This window comes from Acidaminobacter hydrogenoformans DSM 2784, from assembly GCF_900103005.1.
Lineage (GTDB): Bacteria > Bacillota > Clostridia > Peptostreptococcales > Acidaminobacteraceae > Acidaminobacter > Acidaminobacter hydrogenoformans.
The window spans coordinates 14,044-33,677 of sequence record NZ_FMWL01000004.1; the positions used below are offsets into that span (position 1 = coordinate 14,044).

The following is a 19,634-nucleotide window of genomic DNA, read 5'->3' on the forward strand; positions in this document are numbered from 1 at the left end:
CCTCTTGAGTTTTAATAGTTAGATAAAGTGAGGAACGCAGGATCATGAATCGAGTGGAATTAAAGAAAAAGCTGCACGTCGTGATGGGGCAGCTGCTGGCTGAAAAGAACCACATCAGTCCTCTGGACGTCTTGCTGCAATTGGGGATTGTGTCGGCAAAGGACTGTGAGGACTGGCGGTTCGGGCGCGTGCCTTATCTTGAGAAGGTGTGCAAAATGAATCTGAGTGCTCTGTCTTTTCTTATGTCGGAGATCAAGGCTTATGCGCGCAGCGCGGGGCTCAAGGCTTCACCTTCGGTGTACATAAAATGGGGCGGAAAAGGTAAAAAGATGCCACTGCGGTTCAGTAAGAGTGGGAATCCAAAGGTCGAGGCGGCTTATGCGACGCATTATGTCAGGGAAAAAGAAGTGAAAGAAGTGAAAGCAGTGAAGGAAGTGAAGGCAGTGAAAGCTGAGACGGCTAAGGGTAAGCCCTTGGCACCTATGAGTGTGGCCTGTACCTGGAACAATTTTCTGGAAAATTACGTAAAACTAATTTGAAAAGTCTGAAATCAAAAGATCTCAGCAAAAACAACTTCATCATCTTCGCTCAGCGTGACAGGTACAGATCAAAGAAAATGATGAAGTTGTTTTACAATTCAACCTTAATCCATTGTCGTACGCCATCAGATCATGGGTTAAAAAAGAGACGCGACTTCCATAATTTTGATATACTAATGGAGAGTGAGGAATGAGAACCATCGGCAGAGTCTTGGCGCTGGCTTATCATAGAAGGAAAGGCCTGCCGTTAGAGAGATGCTTGGGGGTTTGAGAAGGGGAATCTTCAGGATAAGGTTTTGATATGTTTCCGAATTATGTGCGCGTTGAGACGTGCGTGTTTGACATAAAAAGCCAAGTCGTCGGCGCATAGCGGAAATAATTGCTGAGTTTCTCTGCTGACGACCATAAGACAAAGTTACGCATTGCTTGAAAACCTGCAGACTGATATAATTTTATCGTTGATTGGAAGCTGTTTGGAACGCGTACTGCGAAGATTTGTTCCTGGTTTACAAACTTTCGCGGGAAAACAACATTATCTTGAGCCAGTCTTGGAAAAGTGAATAAAGAAATTACCGGCAGTTCAGCAGGACAAAACATCGTCTCCGGTTTAATCTCTACATGCTGAGCGTTGGTACCAGATTGCGGTCGCCGTGACATTGTTCCCTTAATCAGACCTCGAAAGTCATGATCTGTGGAGGTTTTCATATGTGGATAATAAATGGGTATAAAAAAATAGCCGAACGTGGGAATGGGCTTCTTTTCAAGATACCGAGGATTGAGAGTCTGTCTTATAGGCCGCTGGAGATTGCCGATTTCAGCGGATACAACCAGCCCTACCATCCCTCGGTACTTTTTTTTGAGGAGGGTTTCTGCGGCTACAGGTACTGGATGGTCCAGACGCCGTGTCCGATCGATGGGCTCCCTTATCGGGACAGGTGGGAGTGCCCCTGCATCTATTATTCGGAGGACGGCATCCGCTGGGTCACCGATCCCGGGGTAAACCCCATCGACGATCTGAATCCTGGTGAGATTGATAATGGAGATTTTTTTTCAGATCCCCATCTGGTCTACCGGAAAGATACCCATATGCTGGAGTGCTGGTACCGGATAACCCATATGAACCACAATGATTCGCAGGAACAGCATCAGTATCCGACTTGGATCATCAGGAAAAAAAGCAAAGACGGCCTGCATTGGGGGGAAAGGGAGGTCCTTATCGATCTCCAGAATCCGAAAAGCCTCGATGTCATGGTGAGGAGTCCGGCAGTTCTATGGGACGACAACAAAAAAATATACCGCATGTGGTATGTGGATTCGCTGCCATCACTCAGTGGCCGGAAAATCATGTATGCGGAGAGCAGAGACGGCATGACGTGGTCAGGCAAGGCGGCGATTTGCATGGATCGAGATATCGAACCATGGCACATCGACGTCAGTTTGTTTGATGGAAGGCATCACATGATAAATTACACCTTATCTGGAAAGCAAGGGCTCCATTATTATGAGAGCGATGACGGGATCCGTTTCCGCTATGTCAAGGAGCTTCTGAGGCCAAGCCCGCTCATGTTCAATCGGTTTTTCAGAGCCGGTCTATACAGAAGCTGCTCGGTCAAGGCCCACGACGGTATGCGCGTCTATTTCAGCGCAAACGACGGCCGGAAAACATATCTTGGCCTGCTCGCGGGTGATGATTTGAAGAACATGAAGGTGATGAGTATAAATTGTAACAGTCTATAACCTGGGAACGGGGAAAAGTACTTAGTTGCTTGAGCTGTTGAATGCGTATAAGGTTGAGCGGCCCGTACCTGGGAAAGCTCCGAAAAACTAAATTTTTGATCGAAAAGGCAAAATTTAGATCGCTATAATCGTTGGAAATTCTATGTTCTAAATTTGCTAAAATTTCCTGTTTCAAAAAATGATGACTTTTTCGGAGGTTTCCCAGGAACAATTTTCGGAACGCTAACGTTAAAAAAATTGAAAAGTCTGCAATCCCTTAGTCCTGACAAAAAGAACTTCATCAACTTCGTTCGCGGGGGCGATAGGCATCAGCCGCAGGTACAGATCGTGAAATTGATACAAAATAAATTGTTTGATAACGGTGTTCATCCAGATCTCATTATTTATATAAAATTTGAAAGTATGAAGCATATTGAGTTAAGCATGTTTATTTAGGAAAATTTATTTTAGGTTTAGATGTGACAGTACCTGTTGTCACTTGATTGGGGATGGATGACCATCGGCAAATATCTTTGATCTTTGATTTTGACACCCCGAGTTTTAGCAACGGAAGACGCTGAGAAAGCCATGAATAAACTGCTTTTTGAAGGAAAAATTATTTCTGTTCAGCCTCGCATACGGCTAACAAGATCTTCTGACCAGTTTCACATACTTACCTAGCACTTCAGGAGGATGAGGACAAGATCATTACATAGCAGAGGATATTCCCACCTCCGAATTCACCTTTATTATTGAGACACCAGGGGAATATGCCCTGTATCTCAAGGCGGAAGGTCATCAGGGAGGATACACTCTCAAAATATTTCACACCGTGAAATAATGGTCATGTATCAATGTGTAAGAACAAACAAGCATAATGGCGACTTTTGAAATATGCTCTAACAACAAAAATAAAACCCATTATCACTATGCCTGAAAGAAGGTCTGAGATAATGGGTTTTATTTCCAAGTACAACTTCCATAATATTATAATACTTATGGCGAGGTATCACTCAGCAGCGCCCGATTTTATCTGCAATAAACCTGCAAAGGTTTTAGAATGGTGGAATGCTGGACGGGTACAATGTAAGTAAGATGTCAATAACACGCCATGACATCTTACTGGAGGGGAGAGCTTTGATCATAAAATTTGTGTTTTTAACTATATTGATCGCCGTGAATGCTTTTTTCGCTGCTTCTGAAATGGCTTTGATTTCTCTAAATGACAACAAAATCAAACTGATGGCTGAAAAAGGGGATAAAAAGGCCAGACATTTAGTGAAATTGTTAGGGGAGCCCAGCCGCTTCCTGGCAACGATTCAGATTGGTATTACCTTAGCAGGCTTTCTGGCTAGCGCACTAGCAGCTGAATCCTTTGCTGATCCTTTGGTTGCTATTTTGGGTGCTTATAGTCTGCCTGTCTCTGAAGCTGTGTTAAAAGCTGGCATAGTGCTGGCTATTACGATTATTTTGTCTTATTTTACATTGGTGTTCGGCGAATTGGTGCCTAAGCGTGTCGCAATGAAAAAGGCTGAGGGCATAGCCTTCTTTGTGGTGACGACGTTGACGCTATTGTCAAAAATTACAAACCCATTCGTCAAGCTTCTTACTGCTTATAAAACTTCTCTGTAAGGCTGTTTGGCATTGATCCGCATGCTCCGGATGAGCATGTTACAGAAGAAGAAATCGTTGGCAATATTTATGATGAATATGATGAAGAAGAGGACAAAGAAGTTAAGCAAATCGATCCATACACCTATGAGGTCAGGGGCATGATCAGTCTTTAAGAGCTTGAGGAATATCTGGAGGTTGAGCTGCCAGTGGAGGAATTTGAGACGCTGAATGGTTTTTTTATCAGCTTGTATGGGAATATTCCTCCAAAAGGTCAAATTAGTCAGGTGGTGTTTGAGCATTTGCTGATCCAGGCGGTCGATGTGACGGATAAACGCATTGAGAAAATGATCATTCAAGTCATGGATCGAGATGATGTATAATTCTCAGCAAATGGCTTTAAAACCTCTGCAATAATTCATCAGAATGCTCTGTCTGACTAAATAAACGACATATGTCGAAATTAAATTCGGAAGTTGTGTACAGAGATTGACAAAATATTGTCCAATACATTAGAATATTAATATATTCAAATAGTTGAATGTGATGGGCTTTAAAAAAGGAGAAATCAAATTATGTATCTATACAGAACAGGGCCTGAAACTTTTATAGAATTGGCTGAAATTCTTAAAGCATTGGCACATCCGCAGCGACTTTGCATAGTCAAAACATTATGTGAAAAGGGAGAATCAAATGTTACGGATATGCAGAACTGTCTGGATGAGGCACAATCCAAGGTTTCTCAACATTTGTCAAAGCTGAAAGCTGCAAATATCATAGTTGGAAAAAGAGAAGGAACCAATATTTATTATTCGATTTCGGATGAAAGAGTAAGGAAAATCATGTTAACGGTAATTAGCGAATTTTTTCCGGAAACTGTTTAACACGATCAAAATAACATATATCAGGAGGATGAAAATGAAAAAGACAGATCTATTAGTGATTGGTGGAAGCGCTGGCGGTATACTAAGTGCAATGACGGCAAGAAAAGTATACGGTGACATTGATATCACCATCATTCGTGACACTGAAAAGGTCATGGTTCCGTGCGGTATTCCATACATATACGGTACTCTGCATGATACAAATAAAAACGTGATCCCGGATGCAGGTATTAACGAAGCAAAAATAAATCTAATGGTAGACAAGGTAGTAAAAATTGATCGCGCAGAAAAGACAGTGATAACGGAAAGCAATGAAACCGTAGCTTATAAAAAATTGATAATTGCTACTGGGTCTTTGCCTATTGTCCCTACGTTTATTCCAGGGCATGATCTGGAGAATATTTATGGCGTCTTAAAAAATCAGAATTACCTTGATAGGCTCCTTGAAAAAGTTCAAGCAGCAAATAATGTAACGGTCATTGGCGGAGGTTTCATTGGGGTTGAATTTGCAGAACAGATCAGACTATTAGGTAAAAACGTCACCTTGATTGAGCTGGCAGATGCATGCCTATGGCAAGCGTTCGATAAAAGCTTCACAGATGACATTGAAGCTTCAATGAAAGAAAACGGCATTAAGCTGATGACAGGTACAAAGGTAACCAAATTTATTGGTACAAAAGCCGTTGAAGCTGTTGAAGTGGAAGGCGGAGAACAAATTCCGACAGATCTTGTCATCCTTGGCCTTGGTGTGAAACCAAATGCTGAATTGGCAAAGAATGCAGGAATAACAACTAACAGCAAGGGTGCTATTATAGTAGATCAATATACAAGGACAAACGATCCGGATATATTTGCTGTTGGAGACTGCGCTATGAAGAGCTGTTTCTTCACAGGTCAAGATGTTCCAGTTTTGTTGGCATCCACAGCAGCAATGGAAGCAAAGATTGCTGGAAGCAACGCTTTCCAATTGAGACTGGTTCGTGCGAACAAAGGGACAATCAGTGCATTCTCAACTAAAATCTTTGGTAAGACAGTTGCGGCTGCCGGAATTACTGAATCCAAGGCCAACAATGAGGGCTTCGCTACTATGATTGGAGAATTCTCTACTTTAGACCGCCATCCAGGCTCTTTACCTGGCGCTCAAAAGACGACTATTAAATTGATGTTTTCAAAGTGCTCAGGTGTAATTTTGGGTGCTCAAATTTCCGGCGGAGAAGGTGTCGCTGAGATGATCAATGTCTTGAGCTTGGCGATCCAAAAAGGAGCGACTGCGACAGAGCTTAATACAATGCAGGTCGCGACGCACCCATTAGTGACTGCTTCCCCTATTGCATACCCTGTAAATGCAGCTGCAATGAATGCTATCGCAACAAACTGCAAGCACTTGAATGAAGGACTAGTTATATAGTAATAGGATTTTGTGATCTTTCATGTCAAATCAAAACACCTCGTCATACGGCATATCAAATGCGGTATGACGAGGTGTTTTTGTCGTTCGAGAATCACCGGGCTACAATTCAGCTGGCCGGGTCCAAACTTGATGGTCCCTCTGCGAGCCAGATACTCCCGGGCGATCCACTGGAGCATGAAGTTTACTTTTTAGGGCCTTTTTGGCGCTTGGCCCAGGGTTAAGGTTGTCGTGGCGGACTGGTGTTGTATAATAAGCTTATAGGGTCAAGAACAGTAGGCTTTTAAATCGCAGAGGGTGGATATACGACCGCGAACTTTGGCCATTTATACCCTGTATGACCGATCAAGTTTCAAATTTTGGTGGGGGACTGGGCCGGCAAGGGTAAATAGATACTGCTGCGGTTTAGTAAGAGTGGGAATCATTAAATCATTGAATTGATATACTGGTGGGGAGTGAAGAATGGGAACCATCGGCGGAGGCTTTGCTCTGGCTTATTATTGAATTAAGGAGGATCCTAAACATATGAATATCTTAGTGACTGGCGGTCTTGGCTTTATTGGCAGCCATACGGTCGTGGAGCTTATAAAAAACAATCACACAGTAATCATAGCGGACAATCTGGTCAACTCTAAGCTGGAGGTTCTGGATAAGTTACATCAAATCACAGGCAGCAAACCGACGTTCTATGAGATCGACGCGACGGATGCGGTTCAGACGGAAAGGGTGTTCAAAGACCATCAGATCGATGGTGTGATCCATTTCGCTGGGCTGAAGGCTGTGGGTGAGTCGGTGGAGAAGCCGCTGGAGTACTATTACAACAATCTCGTGTCAACCATGGTGCTCAGTCGGCTGTGCTTGAAGTTCGGGGTGGGGAAGTTTGTGTTCAGTTCATCAGCTACGGTGTATGGGGAGCAGCCATCGCCGCTGCGGGAGGATCTTGAGCTCAGGAGGACCACGAACCCATATGGTGAAACAAAGGCCATGAGCGAGAGGATTCTCGAGGATACAGCGCGGGCGAATCCTGGCTTTACCGTGACGCTGCTGCGGTATTTTAATCCAGTGGGGGCGCATGAGAGCGGACTGATCGGGGAGGAGCCGAATGGGATACCGAACAACCTGATGCCGTTCGTGACGAGGGTGGCCAGGGGTGTGCTGCCTGGACTCAGTGTGTTCGGGAATGATTATGAGACGGTGGATGGGACTGGGGTTAGGGATTACATACATGTTGTGGACCTGGCGGAAGGGCATGTGGCGGCGATTGAGAAGATGGTCGAGGCTGGTTCTGGGGGAGTTTCAGTATACAATCTTGGTACTGGTCGCGGCACTTCAGTGCTTGAGCTGGTACATGCGTTTATGGAGGTCAATGGGGTCGAGGTACCTTATAAGATTGTTGGGCGGAGGCCTGGAGACCTTGCTGTATGCTATGCGGATGCATCCAAGGCTGAGCGGGAGCTTGGTTGGAAGGCGAAGCGTGGCGTAAAAGAGATGGTTAGGGATTCCTGGAGATTCGAACAGAATAACGCATAAGAATACGTTTATTGAGCTCAGGGGTGCGATACCCGTAGGTATTTCGCTTGGACTAACACCAGTCACGCTACTTAAATATGTTTTACAGGCAGCATGATCCCGGTTCCAAGACTGGGATCTGGAGCTGAAGTCTTGCGGCGGCGCTGCTGGACATGCGGTTTAAATGGGCGTTTCCGGCGATTTTAGTGGGGAATATAATTGCGGCTGGACTTATTTTGGGACTTTGTCATGGCGTTCGGATGGTCTGGGGGAGGCTCCCGGATGGATCAGTATTTATAATACACTGATCAGAGGGAATAGCATATGGATAAAATAATAAGCCACATGGCAGATTACCACGTGGCTATTATTTTACCAATTTATTAACCTATCAGGTTCTGTATTTTTCGTGTCAACTGGATATTAATTTAACTGTTTCCAATTATAGCCCAGCCGCCTTCACCATTTTCAAAGGATATATTCTGACTTCCGCCTGAAAATGTGTTGTTTTGCAAATAACAATTTTCAGCATAACCGGTGCCAACTCTTACCCTGACATCCAAGTAGCGCACGCCTTCATGAGTATTATGGTGGTAATTCAGGTTTGACAGAGGCCATTGAGATGCTTCAGGATAATTTCCCCATTCAACCAGGAAACCATAGTCTGTTCCTGTGATCATGTTATCATGAATATTGATATTCGTCATACCATTGCCACCATTTGTTACTTCATTGCTAACCATAATGCCTGTCGTGATAGATCCACCTGCTGTATCTTTAATGGTGTTATTATAGATTTCAATATTTGACTGTGCCATTCCAAAACAGTCAAGATAGATGGCAGGAGTGCCCCATTGGTAATCGTCATCAAAACTATGAATATAGTTTGAATAAATTTTTCCGTTTTTTGAGCCATCTTTAATGTCAATGTTTTCCTTCCGGTTATTTAATAACTCGTTATTGCTTAAAGTGAAGCCGTCAACCGAAGATATGGTCAGCGCTTCCTGATCCATACCTATGTTAGCGTTCTGTATTGTACAGTTATCAATGGTGATATTTTTACCGCTGTTAAATCCTATACCACTCGAGAAGGTTGAATCTGTTTGGCAGTTCTGAATAATAATATCATGTGCGCCTAAACTGTAATTTCCTGGAGATGCGGAGGACATGTCTCCAATTCCCTGATAAGTGGAATTTTTTACACTAAGATCTTTTATTGTTATGAACCCTTGTTTATTTAAATTAATAGGAATACCTTGGTTTCGGGCGTCGATAGTAACATTTTCGCCATTATAAGCGGTAAAAGTGATAGGGTTTCCACTGGTGCCTGATACATTCATGGTTACAGATTCATTATAAACCCCACTTCTGATGTAGACCGTGTCGCCAGCAGAAGCAGTATTCGCAGCTTTTTGAATAGTTCTCCAAGGTGCTTCAGCAGTGCCGGCATTTGAGTCGCTGCCAGTTAACGAAACATAATGGGCATCAGCAACAATTGGAGTTGATGGGATTGTCGTTGCCGTAGATGGTGTTTTCGTTGTTGTTGTTGTTGGTGACGTAGACGGAGTTTTCGTTGTCGTTGTAGACGGAGTTTTTGTTGTTGTTGTAGACGGAGCTTTCGTTGTTGCAGTTACCTTTGATTCTGATGGCGCTGAAGAAGCCTTAGGTGTTACTGATACCTCAATATATTTTTCAGCTTGATCTAATGCAACAATTGCTTCGCCTCTTTTAATAAAATCATGTGGTGCAAAAGTATTATCAGGATATCCGTTCATTGACTGTGTTTTAGCTACGGCGCCAATAGCACCTTTACTCCATGTTAAACTAGATGAATCTTCAAATATATTTGCTGCGACAGGATCAGCTTCAAGCATTTTGATTTTCATAATGATTGAAGCAACTTCTTCTCTGCTGATGAGATTTTCAGGTCTCATTGTACCATCAGGATACCCACTGATATAACCTGCTGCTCTCGCAATTGAAATTGCATTGGCATACCAAGCATCAGTTTTAACATCTGAGAAAGTCATTGATGTTTTTTGCGTATATCCAAAAGCTTTGTTCGCAAGTGTCATAAACTCCGCTCTAGTAATATTATTATCAGGTCTCAAACTCCCATCAGGATAACCAGAAATAAATCCTTTCTCTAACCAACTTAGAATTGTTTGTTTTGCCCAATGCTCTGAAATTCCCTCATTATCCGCTGAAAACGAATTAAATGATGGATTTGTTGATAACATCATTAATAAAATTACAAAAAGTGATAAATATTTTTTAAGCTTTTTAGATTGAAAATTAAACATAGAATCCTCCTAAATTCATTTTTGTATACAAGTGTAAATTTCCACTGCCGTTCGTAGTGTACGGCATGATTCGAATTTAAAACAGCTGTTTCCACTTGTATAAGATCATTCCAATATTTACTTTTGTTCTTACTAATGCTTGAAGCTTCTTAAATTTAAAACTGTTACATTATTAATTACAAACTCTGTGTTTTCGGTTATTATATTTTTTTGTGCCTATTATGTCAACCTTGGTGTCAAACTTGTAACTTTATTGTTGTATTATTGTCTTCAAAATGCATACTCTAATTTTCTCAATTATTGCAAATTATCCGGTTGACAACGCCGCAAATTGAGATAGATAGGTACATAAGTTGTCGCGGCGAGCTGGTGTTGTATAATTGGTTTAAGCAGTCAATAACAGTACAATTGTATATTGCTAAGAGTGTATATACGGCCATGATTATTAGTATTTATACCCAGTATACCCGGCTAAGTTTCAGTTTTGCTGAGAATGTGTAGGCTAAGGACTGTGAGGACAGGTGGTTTGGGTGAGTGCCCTATCTTGAAAAGGTATGCAAAATGAATCTGAAAACGATATGTTTTATATACAATTGTCTACCCGCTTATTTATACGAGGAGGATTAATATGCAGCTATTTCTTGATTGTTTACCATGCATGCTGAGACAAGTGCTAGAGGCAGCGCAGATGGCGACAAAAGATGAGGCTCTTCAAGAAAGCATCATGGACGAGGCGCTTGAGACGCTGGCGGCTTATAAAACCTTCAAAACCGCGCCAGCACTTGCTGAGGCCATGCATGGCGTCGTAAAAAGGCTGACCGGTGTTGAGGATCCATATGCCGCCGTAAAGGCCCGTGATATTTCAGAAGCCCTGCGGCTTGAGCCGCTGATCCGGGATTTTGTCAAGGCGGGTTCTGACGCGCTCGCGGTGGCATTAAAAGTGTCCGCCACGGGAAACGTCATGGATTCGGCCCTTTACAGCAACCTGGATTTGGAAGCATGCCTGATGTCAGAGCTTGAAAAGCCTTTTGCCGTAAACGACTATGAAGCTTTTAAAAGAGAACTGGAAAGTGCCAGAAAAATCCTGATTATTGGAGACAATTCAGGAGAGGCTGTGTTTGACAAAGTCTTAGTCAACACCCTTTCCGATTTCAAAGGACTTGAGGTTACCTATGCCGTGAGAGACAAACCCATCATCAATGACGCCACCCTTGAAGATGCTAAAAGCGCAGGGCTGGATAGCCTTGTTGAGCTCATTTCGACGGGGTGCGGCGCGCCAGGGGCTGTGCTGGATTGCTGCAGCGAGGCATTCAGACAACGGTTTGATGAGGCAGATCTTGTCCTCAGCAAGGGTCAAGGCAATTTTGAGGCCTTGTCTGAAGCACCAAGACCGGTTTACTTCCTGCTTAAGGCTAAATGTGATAAAATTGCCAGGGCACTGGGGGTCCAGTTGAACGCGTACGTGTTTAAACAAGGGGCCGCGGCTTCGAGATAGCACACGAGAAAACTGGAAAAGGGTGGGGATGAACAACATTCTCAGGGTATAGAGAAAAAAAGTGTGTGGTGAGGACCATCGGCAGAAGCTCTGGGTTTTGGGCGCAGCTTTGAGAACGATTTTGGGACGGAAAGCTTCCGATGGTGAAACGATCCCAAACACAGAAATCTTAAAGCGAAGCGCCCCCAAGGTAAAGTGACAGCATCAACTGTCACAGACGCCGGTCAAAGCACCGCAAAAACAGGCACCTTGGGAAGGGGACGGGAAAACATGTTTAAGAGTATTGGACTGCCCTCCATGTTCAGCGGCGAAGGGGAAAAACGTGCATTTTTGCCGGACTTCGTGAAGGCGCTGAGGCAATTTGAGGTCGATGTATGGATCGAAGAGGGCTACGGCGCCCTGATGGGCTACAGGATAGAGGATTACATCAGAGAAAACCCGCGGGTGCGGGTGGTCTCCCACAGTGAGGCCTATCAGGCGGATATGGTGATTGTACTAAAGGCACCCAGCATGGACGAGCTCGACCTGATGAAGCGTGGGGCCGCCCTGGTTTCCATGCTGCACTACGAGTCCAGGCCGCTGAGGGTGGAGCGGCTTATTAAGAACGGGATCCACAGTTTTTCGATGGACGCCATAGCCAACGACCAGCTCCAGCGCCTCGTGGTGACTTACGAGCAGACGGCCTGGGGCGGGATCAGTGTGGCTCTTGATGAGATGGAAAAGCGCCGGACGGACTTTTATTCAGAGTTCCGTGAGCCGTATTATGTTACAATTTTTGGCATGGGCAACCTTGGCGTGAATGCCGGCCGGCTGTGCACGAAGTATTTTGACGAGAAGTTTATGGAGCGGGGCGTTTTGGGTTTGGTGAACGGGGCACTGGTGCGCTATGTGGGCCGTAGCTCGGTCAAATCGAAGAATGAGCTGCGGCAAATCCTCTCAGGCACGGATCTGCTGGTGGACGCGACGAAGCGGGACGTGTTCTCTGAGTACATTTTGACGAACGACCTGATAGGCTGCCTCAAGGATGAGGCGATTATTCTTGACTTGACGGCGGATCCCTATAATGTCCAGACGACGCCCATGCAGGCAAAGGCTTTTGAGGGGGTGCCCTACGGCACGCTGGAAAAGTATGTGTTTGAGACGGACGCACCGGAGTATGCGGCGATTCCGGCTGCTGTGACCACGCAGTTTCGCCGGGTGGCGGTCTCCTGCAATGCCTGGCCCGGGGTGTTCCCGGAGGTGTCCATGAAGATTTACGGGGATCAGCTGCTGCCGTTCCTCGAGGTGCTGATGCGAAAGGGCGTTGAGCTCTCAGGGGAAAGTGAGAATTTTTTCGATAGGGCCATTTACAGGTCGTCTATGGCGTATTTTTTGAAGAGTTTGGAGGCATCACAGGCATCGAATGCGTCTCAGGTGTCTGAAGCGTTGGATTTGTGATTGCCTGGAAATAGATGAAAAGAAGAGGATTGTTGAATGAACTTTAGAAAGCATTTCGCTTGGGCCCTGGTGATCCTGTGGATGGCGGTGATTTTTTCCCTGTCAGCCCAGCCTGCCAGTGCCTCGAATGACCTGAGCCGGGGGATTACGGCCCTCATCATTGACTTAATCCAAAAGATTTTGCCGATGGTCAACCTAACCCTCAACGATTTCAACCACTACGTCCGAAAGAACGCCCACTTTATTGCTTATTTCCTGCTCGGCTTCCTCGTGATCAATGCGCTGATGGTGGGTGAAACTGTTGAAAAGCTGAAGAACTTCAAGGAACGCGGCTCCGCCGCCTATAGGCGTCGCTGGTTGCTGGCCGGCCTGATCTGCGTCAGCTACGCGATCAGTGACGAGGTGCATCAGCTTTTCGTGCCCGGCCGCGGCGGTCAGGTCAAAGACGTGCTGATTGACAGCGGTGGTGCGGCGACGGGGATTTTGGTGTATGTGTGGGGGCGGCGGTTGCTTTCCCGGTGGCGTGTGAAGAGAGGTTAAGGTATGGGAAAACGTGTCTTTTCCTCCTGTTTCCTAAGTCAGCTGCGAAAATTTCCGCAAACACGCAACAAAAAAAGGCAACTATGACGGTTGCCTTCATTTTTGATTAGATGCTGTAAATATATTGAAAAAAAGCCCAAATACATGTAAATTCTAAACGGGTGTTGCTAAAGAAGGGGATGTGATTGGAGGAGACCATCGGCAAAGGTTTTAGTCTTTGCTTGATGGGTTTGACATTATTCAATATAAGGCTAAAATTCCCCGGTCGTTACTCCAGCTGCGTTGAAGGTCGCCATCTCATCTGCAATTTTCAGCGCCGCGTCGACCATAGGGAACATCAGCGCCGCGCCGGTGCCTTCCCCAAGCCGCATGTGAAAATCCAGCCGGAAGTTGATGCCCAGTTGGCGGAGGCCAATCTCGTGGCCCTTCTCCTCGGAATTGTGGGAGGAGATCATGTACTCGGCGCAGTGCGGCGCGAGCTTCGCTGCTGCCAGGGCCGCTGCCGTGGAGATAATGCCGTCGAGAATGACAGGCACACGGCGGTAAGCCGCCTCCAGGATTGCACCGGAGAGCGCGGCAATTTCAAGGCCGCCCACCTTGGACAGGACGCCTACAGGATCTGCCGGATCCGGTTGATTGACCTCAATGGCCCGCTTGATAATGGACTCCTTGTGCTTCAGGGCTTCGTCCTTCAGCCCCGTGCCGCGGCCGGTGACTTCCTCGACGCTGTGGCCGGTGAAGACGGAAATCAGGGCGGCGCTTGGGGTCGTGTTGCCTATGCCCACTTCGCCGGTTGCCAGCAGGTTGATGCCGGCGTCAATGGCCTCCGCGGCGATCTGCGCGCCTGTAAGAATGGCTTGCAGGGCTTCGCGCCGGGTCATGGCAGGGCCTTTTGAGATGTTATCCGTGCCGTTTTTGACCCGTCGGGCCATGAGCGCTGGCGGGTCGAGCGGTGACACAATGCCAATGTCCGTGCAGATGACCTCCGCGCCCCCGTGCCGGGCCAGGACGTTGATGCCCGCCTCGCCCCTCAGGTAGCTGTAGAACATCTGCGCCGTGATCTCCTGAGGCGCTGCGCTGACGCCTTCCACTACGACCCCGTTGTCCCCGGCCATTAACAGGACGGCACGGCCGTTGATTTTTGGCTCCGGCGTGCCCATGATCCCGGCGATCTGCGACGCAATGTCCTCCAGGACTCCCAGGCTGCGCAGTGGCTTGATTTTTCCGTCAAGCCTCTCCTGCATCTTATCCGCGGCGGATTGGTCAAGTCTATCAATCCCGCTCACAAGGGTCTCAAGGGCCTCTTCAAGCATGGCCTCGCTGGCGCTGCCAAGGGCCTTTGGGTCAAGGCCGTGGAATTTCTGAAAATCAAGTTCTGTGTTCATTCAATTCGCCTCCAGTCAATTTTTGGTAAAAAAATAAAGTCCCGCCACAATACAAGTATTGTGGTCGGGACTTTGCCGTCATCTCCGCCGCTCTCCATTACCCAGGAAAGACTTTTGATGCTCAGGCAGGTCTCCTGACTCAGACGTCATCATCTAAAATCGCCCCCTTCCCGGCGTAAGCCAGTGGATCAGCGAAAGACTCGTCCTTACAGTGGTGGGTCCGTACCGGGCTTTAACCGGTTTCCCTATTCTCCCCGAATGGGGCACCTGAGATCGTTCTTATTGAATTACTTTTGATTTTAACAGAAATATTGAAGAATTCAAGGGAATTTTGTGAAAAGGGACAGGGACACGTGGTGGGGGACAGGGACACATGGTGCGGGACTGGGCCGCACCAAAAAAAAATCTCGTAAAACCTGCGCCATCCGAGCCATCTCTGGGTATAGGCATCTTTATAGAGATACAAATCCTCTTCCGTTTGCCAGCACTCACTCCAGCAGCCCCCAATGCAGCGCATTCCATCCCAACCCAACCCATCCCAGCACCTGAAGCCGAATAGCCTTCCATTACATACGCGGCAACACCACCAAGGGTCTTCAAAGTCGTGGCAAATTGAATGGGGATGATCAGAGAGATGAAAAAGATAAAATTGCCGAGAATGCCAAAAGTCATAAGCAAGATAAGAACGCCAAAACAGATAAAAAAATTAAGACAGAAGCTAATAAAAATAAAAGTTTTACCAGATACACTGGCAGGCAAAGCCTCTGTCATCTGCGCCGTCTCGTTTTACCTGCTCATCTCCGTCTCGAACCTGGCCTTTGATTTTCAGAACCAGCCCTGGGCCATTGGTTCGATAGGTGAAATCATTTCGCACGTGCTGCTTCTCGTTGCCATCAGCGCGCTGGCCGCTGCGACCATACTCGGCGCCTACGCGATTTATAAGCTAAAGGATTATTCCCTCATGGTGGTGTTTTCCACGCTGCTCGGCATTGCGGTCTATTTTGTTCAGAAATAGGGCAGCAAGGCTTTCGATTTGGATTCTTGGGCCGTGTCAGCGCCGCAGTTTTTGCCATAATTCAAGCACAATAAAAAGGACTTTAGCCGATGGTTCTGATTCCCGCAACCATCGGCAAAAGTCCTTATTTTGTCCGCCTCAACCAAAGCGCGTCCCACGGCTGCCTCGTTATCACCCCCGACTTTGGGGTAAAAATAAAGCGACTGACACACATCAAAAACCAAGGAGGCGACCGCCATGAAGCCCTTTTCACTCCCCAAAGACTTTCTCCTGGGCAGCGCCACCTCCGCCACCCAAATTGAGGGCGGCGACCGAAACAACACCTGGTACCGGTGGTGCGCTGCGGGCCACATCAAAGACGGCTCGAGCTGCCTGCGCGCCGCGGACCACTGGAACCGGGTCGAGGAAGACCTCAAGCTTCTGACGGCCACACATCAGCGCACCTATCGCATGAGCCTCGAATGGAGCCGCATTGAGCCAGAGGCCGGCGTTTTCAGCGACGAAGCCCTGGCGCACTACCGCCGTGAGCTGACGCTTCTTATAGCAAACGGACTACGGCCTCTGGTCACCCTCCACCATTTCTCTATACCACTTTGGTTCGCGGACCTCGGCGGCTTCCTGAATGCGGACAGCGTCGTCTATTTTGAACGCTACGTTCGCCGGGTCGTCGAAGCCCTTGGCGACCTCGTCCAGGATTATGTCACACTCAACGAACCAAACGTCTACGCCACCAACGGCTACTATTTTGGCATCTGGCCGCCGGGGATCCGGGACTTTCGAAAGACCCTAAAGGTCTGCAGGAATCTCATCCGCTGCCACCTCACGGCCTATGCGCTGATTCATTCGCTGCGCGAAGACCATCAGTTTGAAGGTCCGACCCGGGTCGGCGCCGCCCACAACCTCATAGTCTTTGAGCCCTTCAGCCGCAGCCTTCCGGACCGCCTTGCCGCCAAGCTGGCGGACCACTTGTTCCAGGGGGCTATGGTGGAGGCCTTTACCACGGGCCGGCTCCTGCCGCCGCTGGGGTTTAGCGTACCTGGCGGGAGGCCACTGGAAACTGCAGCAACCTCTGCCGCAACAACCGCAGCAGCCGCAGCAGCCTCAAGCCGGAGCTCTTCTGAAGCGCCGGGCAGACGCCGCTACTCAGACTTCATGGGCATCAATTATTACAGCCGCGCGGGGGTGCACGGGAAAAACTTCAGCTTTGAGCCACTTCCTGGCACCCCGCGAAATGACCTTGGCTGGGAAATCTACCCAGAGGGCCTGAAAAAGCTTTGCCGATGGTCCCACCACCGCCACCGTCACCGCCATCAGATCCCCCTTCCCATCTGGATCACCGAAAACGGCACCTGCGACGCCGCGGACGCCTTCCGCCTCCAGTTCATTTACAATCACCTGAAAATGATCTCTGAGCTCATAGAAGAGGGCATCCCCATCGAGCGCTACTACCACTGGTCGCTGCTCGACAATTTCGAATGGCTGGAAGGGGAGTCAGGTCCCTTTGGCCTCTACGCTGTGGATTTCAATACACAGGAAAGGACACTGCGAAAAAGCGGCGTCTTTTACGCGGACCTTTGCCTCAATCAGGGGGTCACGGCCTCAATAATTGAAAAATGGGCAAAGCTTGGTTGGGGACAGTCCACAACCAAAAATCTGTAGCGTCCAAGAGAATCTGGTGGGGGACTGTCCCCTCCTGAAAAAGCCGCCCTGCGGGAGAGTCTCCCGAAAGGGCGGCAACTGCGTTTCTCAATTGAATTACTTGACGACAATAACAGGAATTGTAGCATGGTGCACAATTTTATTGGTGACTGAACCAATCAGCAGCCTTTTTACTGCACTCATGCCGCGACTGTTCATGGCAATGCTGTGAAATTCCCCAGCTTCAGCAAACTTAAGAATTTCCTCCGCTGGATCACCCATGACGTGCACCTTCTGTATGCGTTCAATGCCAACGGCCTTCAGCTCTGCCTCCACTTCGCTCAGCATGTTCTTGGCGAGGTCTTCGAAAAGGGCTTCATTCTCTTCCCTGAAAGCCATTAAGTCGCCATGAACCTGATTGCGGCTGATTGGCGTGACGTAAATGAGGGTAACTTCATAATCCATAACTGCGACAAAATCTTCAAGAAGCTTCTTAAGCGAGTCCGGGAGTGTGTTTGAATCAATAGGTACGAGAAGTTTTCTCATTGTTTTCACCTCCTATGGCTATAAATATTTATACCCGTAAATGATTGGAAATCCTGATTTGGAAGAAAATTAACTCAGCGTATGGGTACAATTATTTTTACGTGACTTGACAAATGGATAAACGGCAAAGTAACGTGAAAAGGAAAGTACAAATTTATGAAAGTGGCGAGAAGTTTTAATTTGACTTCGGACTAAGGGGGTTTAACTTATGCTCGAGGATTTGGGTGAATTTCTGGGTGGGACCATTATCTTTCTCTATGGACTGACCATTCTCAATTTTTTTGTCAAATGGGTGAACAAGAAATTCAGAGGGCAGCTCAAGAAAAATGATCTTGTCTTCAAAGGATTCAGCGCAATCATGAAGGTCATAGTGAAGCACCATAAGGTTTTTGGTTTGCTAACGATTGCCGCGCTCCTGTCGCATTTTGCAGTTCAATTTTTTACCTATGGACTAAGCGTGACCGGTGCTGCAGCGGCTTCTGTATTAATTTTACAGGTTGCGCTTGGGGTTTACGGTCACTTGAAAAAGAAGCGTGGCGGCATTTGGCTCAAGCTGCACCGCGGCGTGGCAGTGCTGCTAATGATTGCGATCTACATTCACGTGGAGTGATAGCATGAAGAAGCTGATGAAGAATATGAAAAAAATTAAGAAGAAGTGATGATGATGAAAAAGAAAAGAATAATCCTATTTCTATTCCTGCTTATAGTACTGACTGCGCCCTTCACAATAAACCGCTATGTGACCTTAAGCACTACGCAGCGGATCCTCCCCCAAGAGGAAGTCACCGGCTTTCAAGCAGACTGCATCCTGGTCCTGGGCGCAGGCATCACCCCGGATGGCAGGCCCAGCTACATGCTGAGAGACCGGCTGGACAAGGGCATTGAGCTTTACGAAGCTGGCGCCGCGCCAAAGCTGCTGCTCAGCGGTGACAATGGGCAGGAGCGTTATGACGAAGTCAATGCTATGAAGCAATACGTCCTGGAGCATGGCATCCCGAAGGAGGACGTTTTTCTGGATCATGCGGGTTTCTCCACCTATGAGTCGGTTTATCGTGCCAAAGCTATATTTCAGGTTGAGCGCGCCATTATTGTCACCCAGAAGTACCACCTCTACAGGGCTCTGTTTATTGCAAAGCAGCTCGGACTGGAGACCATCGGCATAAGCACTCTGGAAAGGCGGTATGCAGGGCAGTGGGGGAGAGACGTGAGGGAGTTTCTCGCCCGGAACAAGGATTTCTTTCAGACCCTGTATAAGCCTGAGCCCACTTTTCTTGGGGAGGTCATACCAATCAGCGGGGACGGGCGGCTGTCCCATGATTAGAGGAACACAAAACACTACTTTCGCACAAGAACCTTTGCTGATGGTGATCTGCCCACCACCATCGGCAAAGGTTTTTTTGAAGAACGAAAGGGAACGAAAGAACGAAAGGGACGGTTCTTTTTGATTTACCTTTTGATTTGATGGGGTACAAAAGGGAATCAAAAGGAACCGTCCCCTTTGATTGTCCCCGTTGATTTCCCGCCATAATCAAAAGGAACCGTCCCCGTTGATTTCCGCCATGACAATATCTTTACATTTTTCGACAAAATATTTCATTGTTTGCTTTA

Annotated in this window: 17 protein-coding genes, 1 pseudogene and 1 riboswitch; of the genes and pseudogenes, 14 read left to right on the plus strand and 4 right to left on the minus strand. The window is 47.1% G+C overall.

The window, feature by feature from the left end; genetic code table 11:
- Window positions 1-44: 44 nt before the first annotated feature.
- The 6 genes and pseudogenes from BLP63_RS05240 to BLP63_RS05265 all read left to right on the plus strand — a co-directional run bounded on the left by BLP63_RS05240 (window position 45) and on the right by BLP63_RS05265 (window position 6,158).
- Window positions 45-539, plus strand: coding sequence for a hypothetical protein (locus BLP63_RS05240; protein WP_242870805.1), 495 nt, complete (start codon window positions 45-47; stop codon window positions 537-539).
- A gap of 705 nt (window positions 540-1,244) precedes the next feature.
- A complete protein-coding gene (locus tag BLP63_RS05245; protein ID WP_092589862.1) occupies window positions 1,245-2,276 on the plus strand; it encodes a glycoside hydrolase family protein in 1,032 nt (343 codons plus the stop codon).
- 1,116 nt (window positions 2,277-3,392) lie between these two features.
- On the plus strand, window positions 3,393-3,887 hold the full coding sequence (locus BLP63_RS17260) for a CNNM domain-containing protein (protein ID WP_330387093.1): 495 nt from the start codon (window positions 3,393-3,395) through the stop codon (window positions 3,885-3,887).
- Window positions 3,888-4,054: 167 nt separating this feature from the next.
- Window positions 4,055-4,249: pseudogene (locus BLP63_RS17265) on the plus strand (transporter associated domain-containing protein); the annotation flags it as partial.
- Window positions 4,250-4,441: 192 nt separating this feature from the next.
- Window positions 4,442-4,750, plus strand: coding sequence for an ArsR/SmtB family transcription factor (locus tag BLP63_RS05260; RefSeq protein ID WP_092589864.1), 309 nt, complete (start codon window positions 4,442-4,444; stop codon window positions 4,748-4,750).
- Between the two features lie 34 nt (window positions 4,751-4,784).
- Window positions 4,785-6,158: an FAD-dependent oxidoreductase gene (locus tag BLP63_RS05265; protein ID WP_092589865.1), complete on the plus strand. Its 1,374-nt coding sequence runs from the start codon at window positions 4,785-4,787 to the stop codon at window positions 6,156-6,158.
- Between the two features lie 20 nt (window positions 6,159-6,178).
- Here the strand turns inward: BLP63_RS05265 and BLP63_RS17330 are convergent, their stop codons facing one another.
- On the minus strand, window positions 6,179-6,337 hold the full coding sequence (locus BLP63_RS17330) for a hypothetical protein (protein ID WP_408605860.1): 159 nt from the start codon (window positions 6,335-6,337) through the stop codon (window positions 6,179-6,181).
- Window positions 6,338-6,683: 346 nt separating this feature from the next.
- Here BLP63_RS17330 and galE point away from each other — a divergent pair, with 346 nt between their 5' ends.
- The gene (gene galE, locus BLP63_RS05270) at window positions 6,684-7,688 is read left to right on the plus strand and encodes a UDP-glucose 4-epimerase GalE (protein ID WP_092589866.1); all 1,005 of its coding nucleotides are present in this window, start codon (window positions 6,684-6,686) and stop codon (window positions 7,686-7,688) included.
- Between the two features lie 407 nt (window positions 7,689-8,095).
- Here the strand turns inward: galE and BLP63_RS05275 are convergent, their stop codons facing one another.
- Window positions 8,096-9,970 carry an S-layer homology domain-containing protein gene (locus BLP63_RS05275; RefSeq protein WP_092589867.1) on the minus strand — a complete coding sequence of 625 codons (1,875 nt, stop codon included), beginning with the start codon at window positions 9,968-9,970 and terminating at the stop codon, window positions 8,096-8,098.
- Window positions 9,971-10,598: 628 nt separating this feature from the next.
- On the opposite strand from BLP63_RS05275, the gene BLP63_RS05280 reads away from it, so the two are divergent.
- The 3 genes from BLP63_RS05280 (at window position 10,599) to BLP63_RS05290 (ending at window position 13,442) form a co-directional block, all read left to right on the plus strand.
- On the plus strand, window positions 10,599-11,465 hold the full coding sequence (locus BLP63_RS05280; protein WP_092589868.1) for a damage-control phosphatase ARMT1 family protein: 867 nt from the start codon (window positions 10,599-10,601) through the stop codon (window positions 11,463-11,465).
- Between the two features lie 270 nt (window positions 11,466-11,735).
- On the plus strand, window positions 11,736-12,902 hold the full coding sequence (locus BLP63_RS05285) for a Rossmann-fold NAD(P)-binding domain-containing protein (RefSeq protein WP_092589869.1): 1,167 nt from the start codon (window positions 11,736-11,738) through the stop codon (window positions 12,900-12,902).
- A gap of 36 nt (window positions 12,903-12,938) precedes the next feature.
- Window positions 12,939-13,442, plus strand: a complete 504-nt coding sequence (locus BLP63_RS05290) for a VanZ family protein (RefSeq protein WP_092589870.1) — start codon at window positions 12,939-12,941, stop codon at window positions 13,440-13,442.
- Window positions 13,443-13,693: 251 nt separating this feature from the next.
- Here the strand turns inward: BLP63_RS05290 and cobT are convergent, their stop codons facing one another.
- The gene (gene cobT / locus BLP63_RS05295; protein WP_092589871.1) at window positions 13,694-14,827 is read right to left on the minus strand and encodes a nicotinate-nucleotide--dimethylbenzimidazole phosphoribosyltransferase; all 1,134 of its coding nucleotides are present in this window, start codon (window positions 14,825-14,827) and stop codon (window positions 13,694-13,696) included.
- A 107-nt stretch (window positions 14,828-14,934) separates the two neighbouring features.
- Window positions 14,935-15,113: riboswitch (cobalamin riboswitch) on the minus strand.
- A 348-nt stretch (window positions 15,114-15,461) separates the two neighbouring features.
- Here cobT and BLP63_RS05305 point away from each other — a divergent pair.
- Both BLP63_RS05305 and BLP63_RS05315 read left to right on the plus strand, forming a co-directional pair.
- Complete coding sequence (locus BLP63_RS05305) at window positions 15,462-15,842, plus strand: hypothetical protein (protein WP_139159779.1); 381 nt, start codon at window positions 15,462-15,464, stop codon at window positions 15,840-15,842.
- Between the two features lie 237 nt (window positions 15,843-16,079).
- Window positions 16,080-17,501, plus strand: coding sequence for a glycoside hydrolase family 1 protein (locus tag BLP63_RS05315; protein ID WP_092589875.1), 1,422 nt, complete (start codon window positions 16,080-16,082; stop codon window positions 17,499-17,501).
- Window positions 17,502-17,597: 96 nt separating this feature from the next.
- On the opposite strand, the gene BLP63_RS05320 is transcribed toward BLP63_RS05315, so the two are convergent.
- Window positions 17,598-18,026, minus strand: a complete 429-nt coding sequence (locus BLP63_RS05320) for a universal stress protein (RefSeq protein ID WP_092589876.1) — start codon at window positions 18,024-18,026, stop codon at window positions 17,598-17,600.
- A 208-nt stretch (window positions 18,027-18,234) separates the two neighbouring features.
- Here BLP63_RS05320 and BLP63_RS05325 point away from each other — a divergent pair, with 208 nt between their 5' ends.
- Window positions 18,235-18,636, plus strand: a complete 402-nt coding sequence (locus BLP63_RS05325) for a hypothetical protein (RefSeq protein ID WP_092589877.1) — start codon at window positions 18,235-18,237, stop codon at window positions 18,634-18,636.
- A 54-nt stretch (window positions 18,637-18,690) separates the two neighbouring features.
- Complete coding sequence (locus tag BLP63_RS05330) at window positions 18,691-19,347, plus strand: SanA/YdcF family protein (protein ID WP_092590065.1); 657 nt, start codon at window positions 18,691-18,693, stop codon at window positions 19,345-19,347.
- Window positions 19,348-19,634 lie beyond the last annotated feature (287 nt).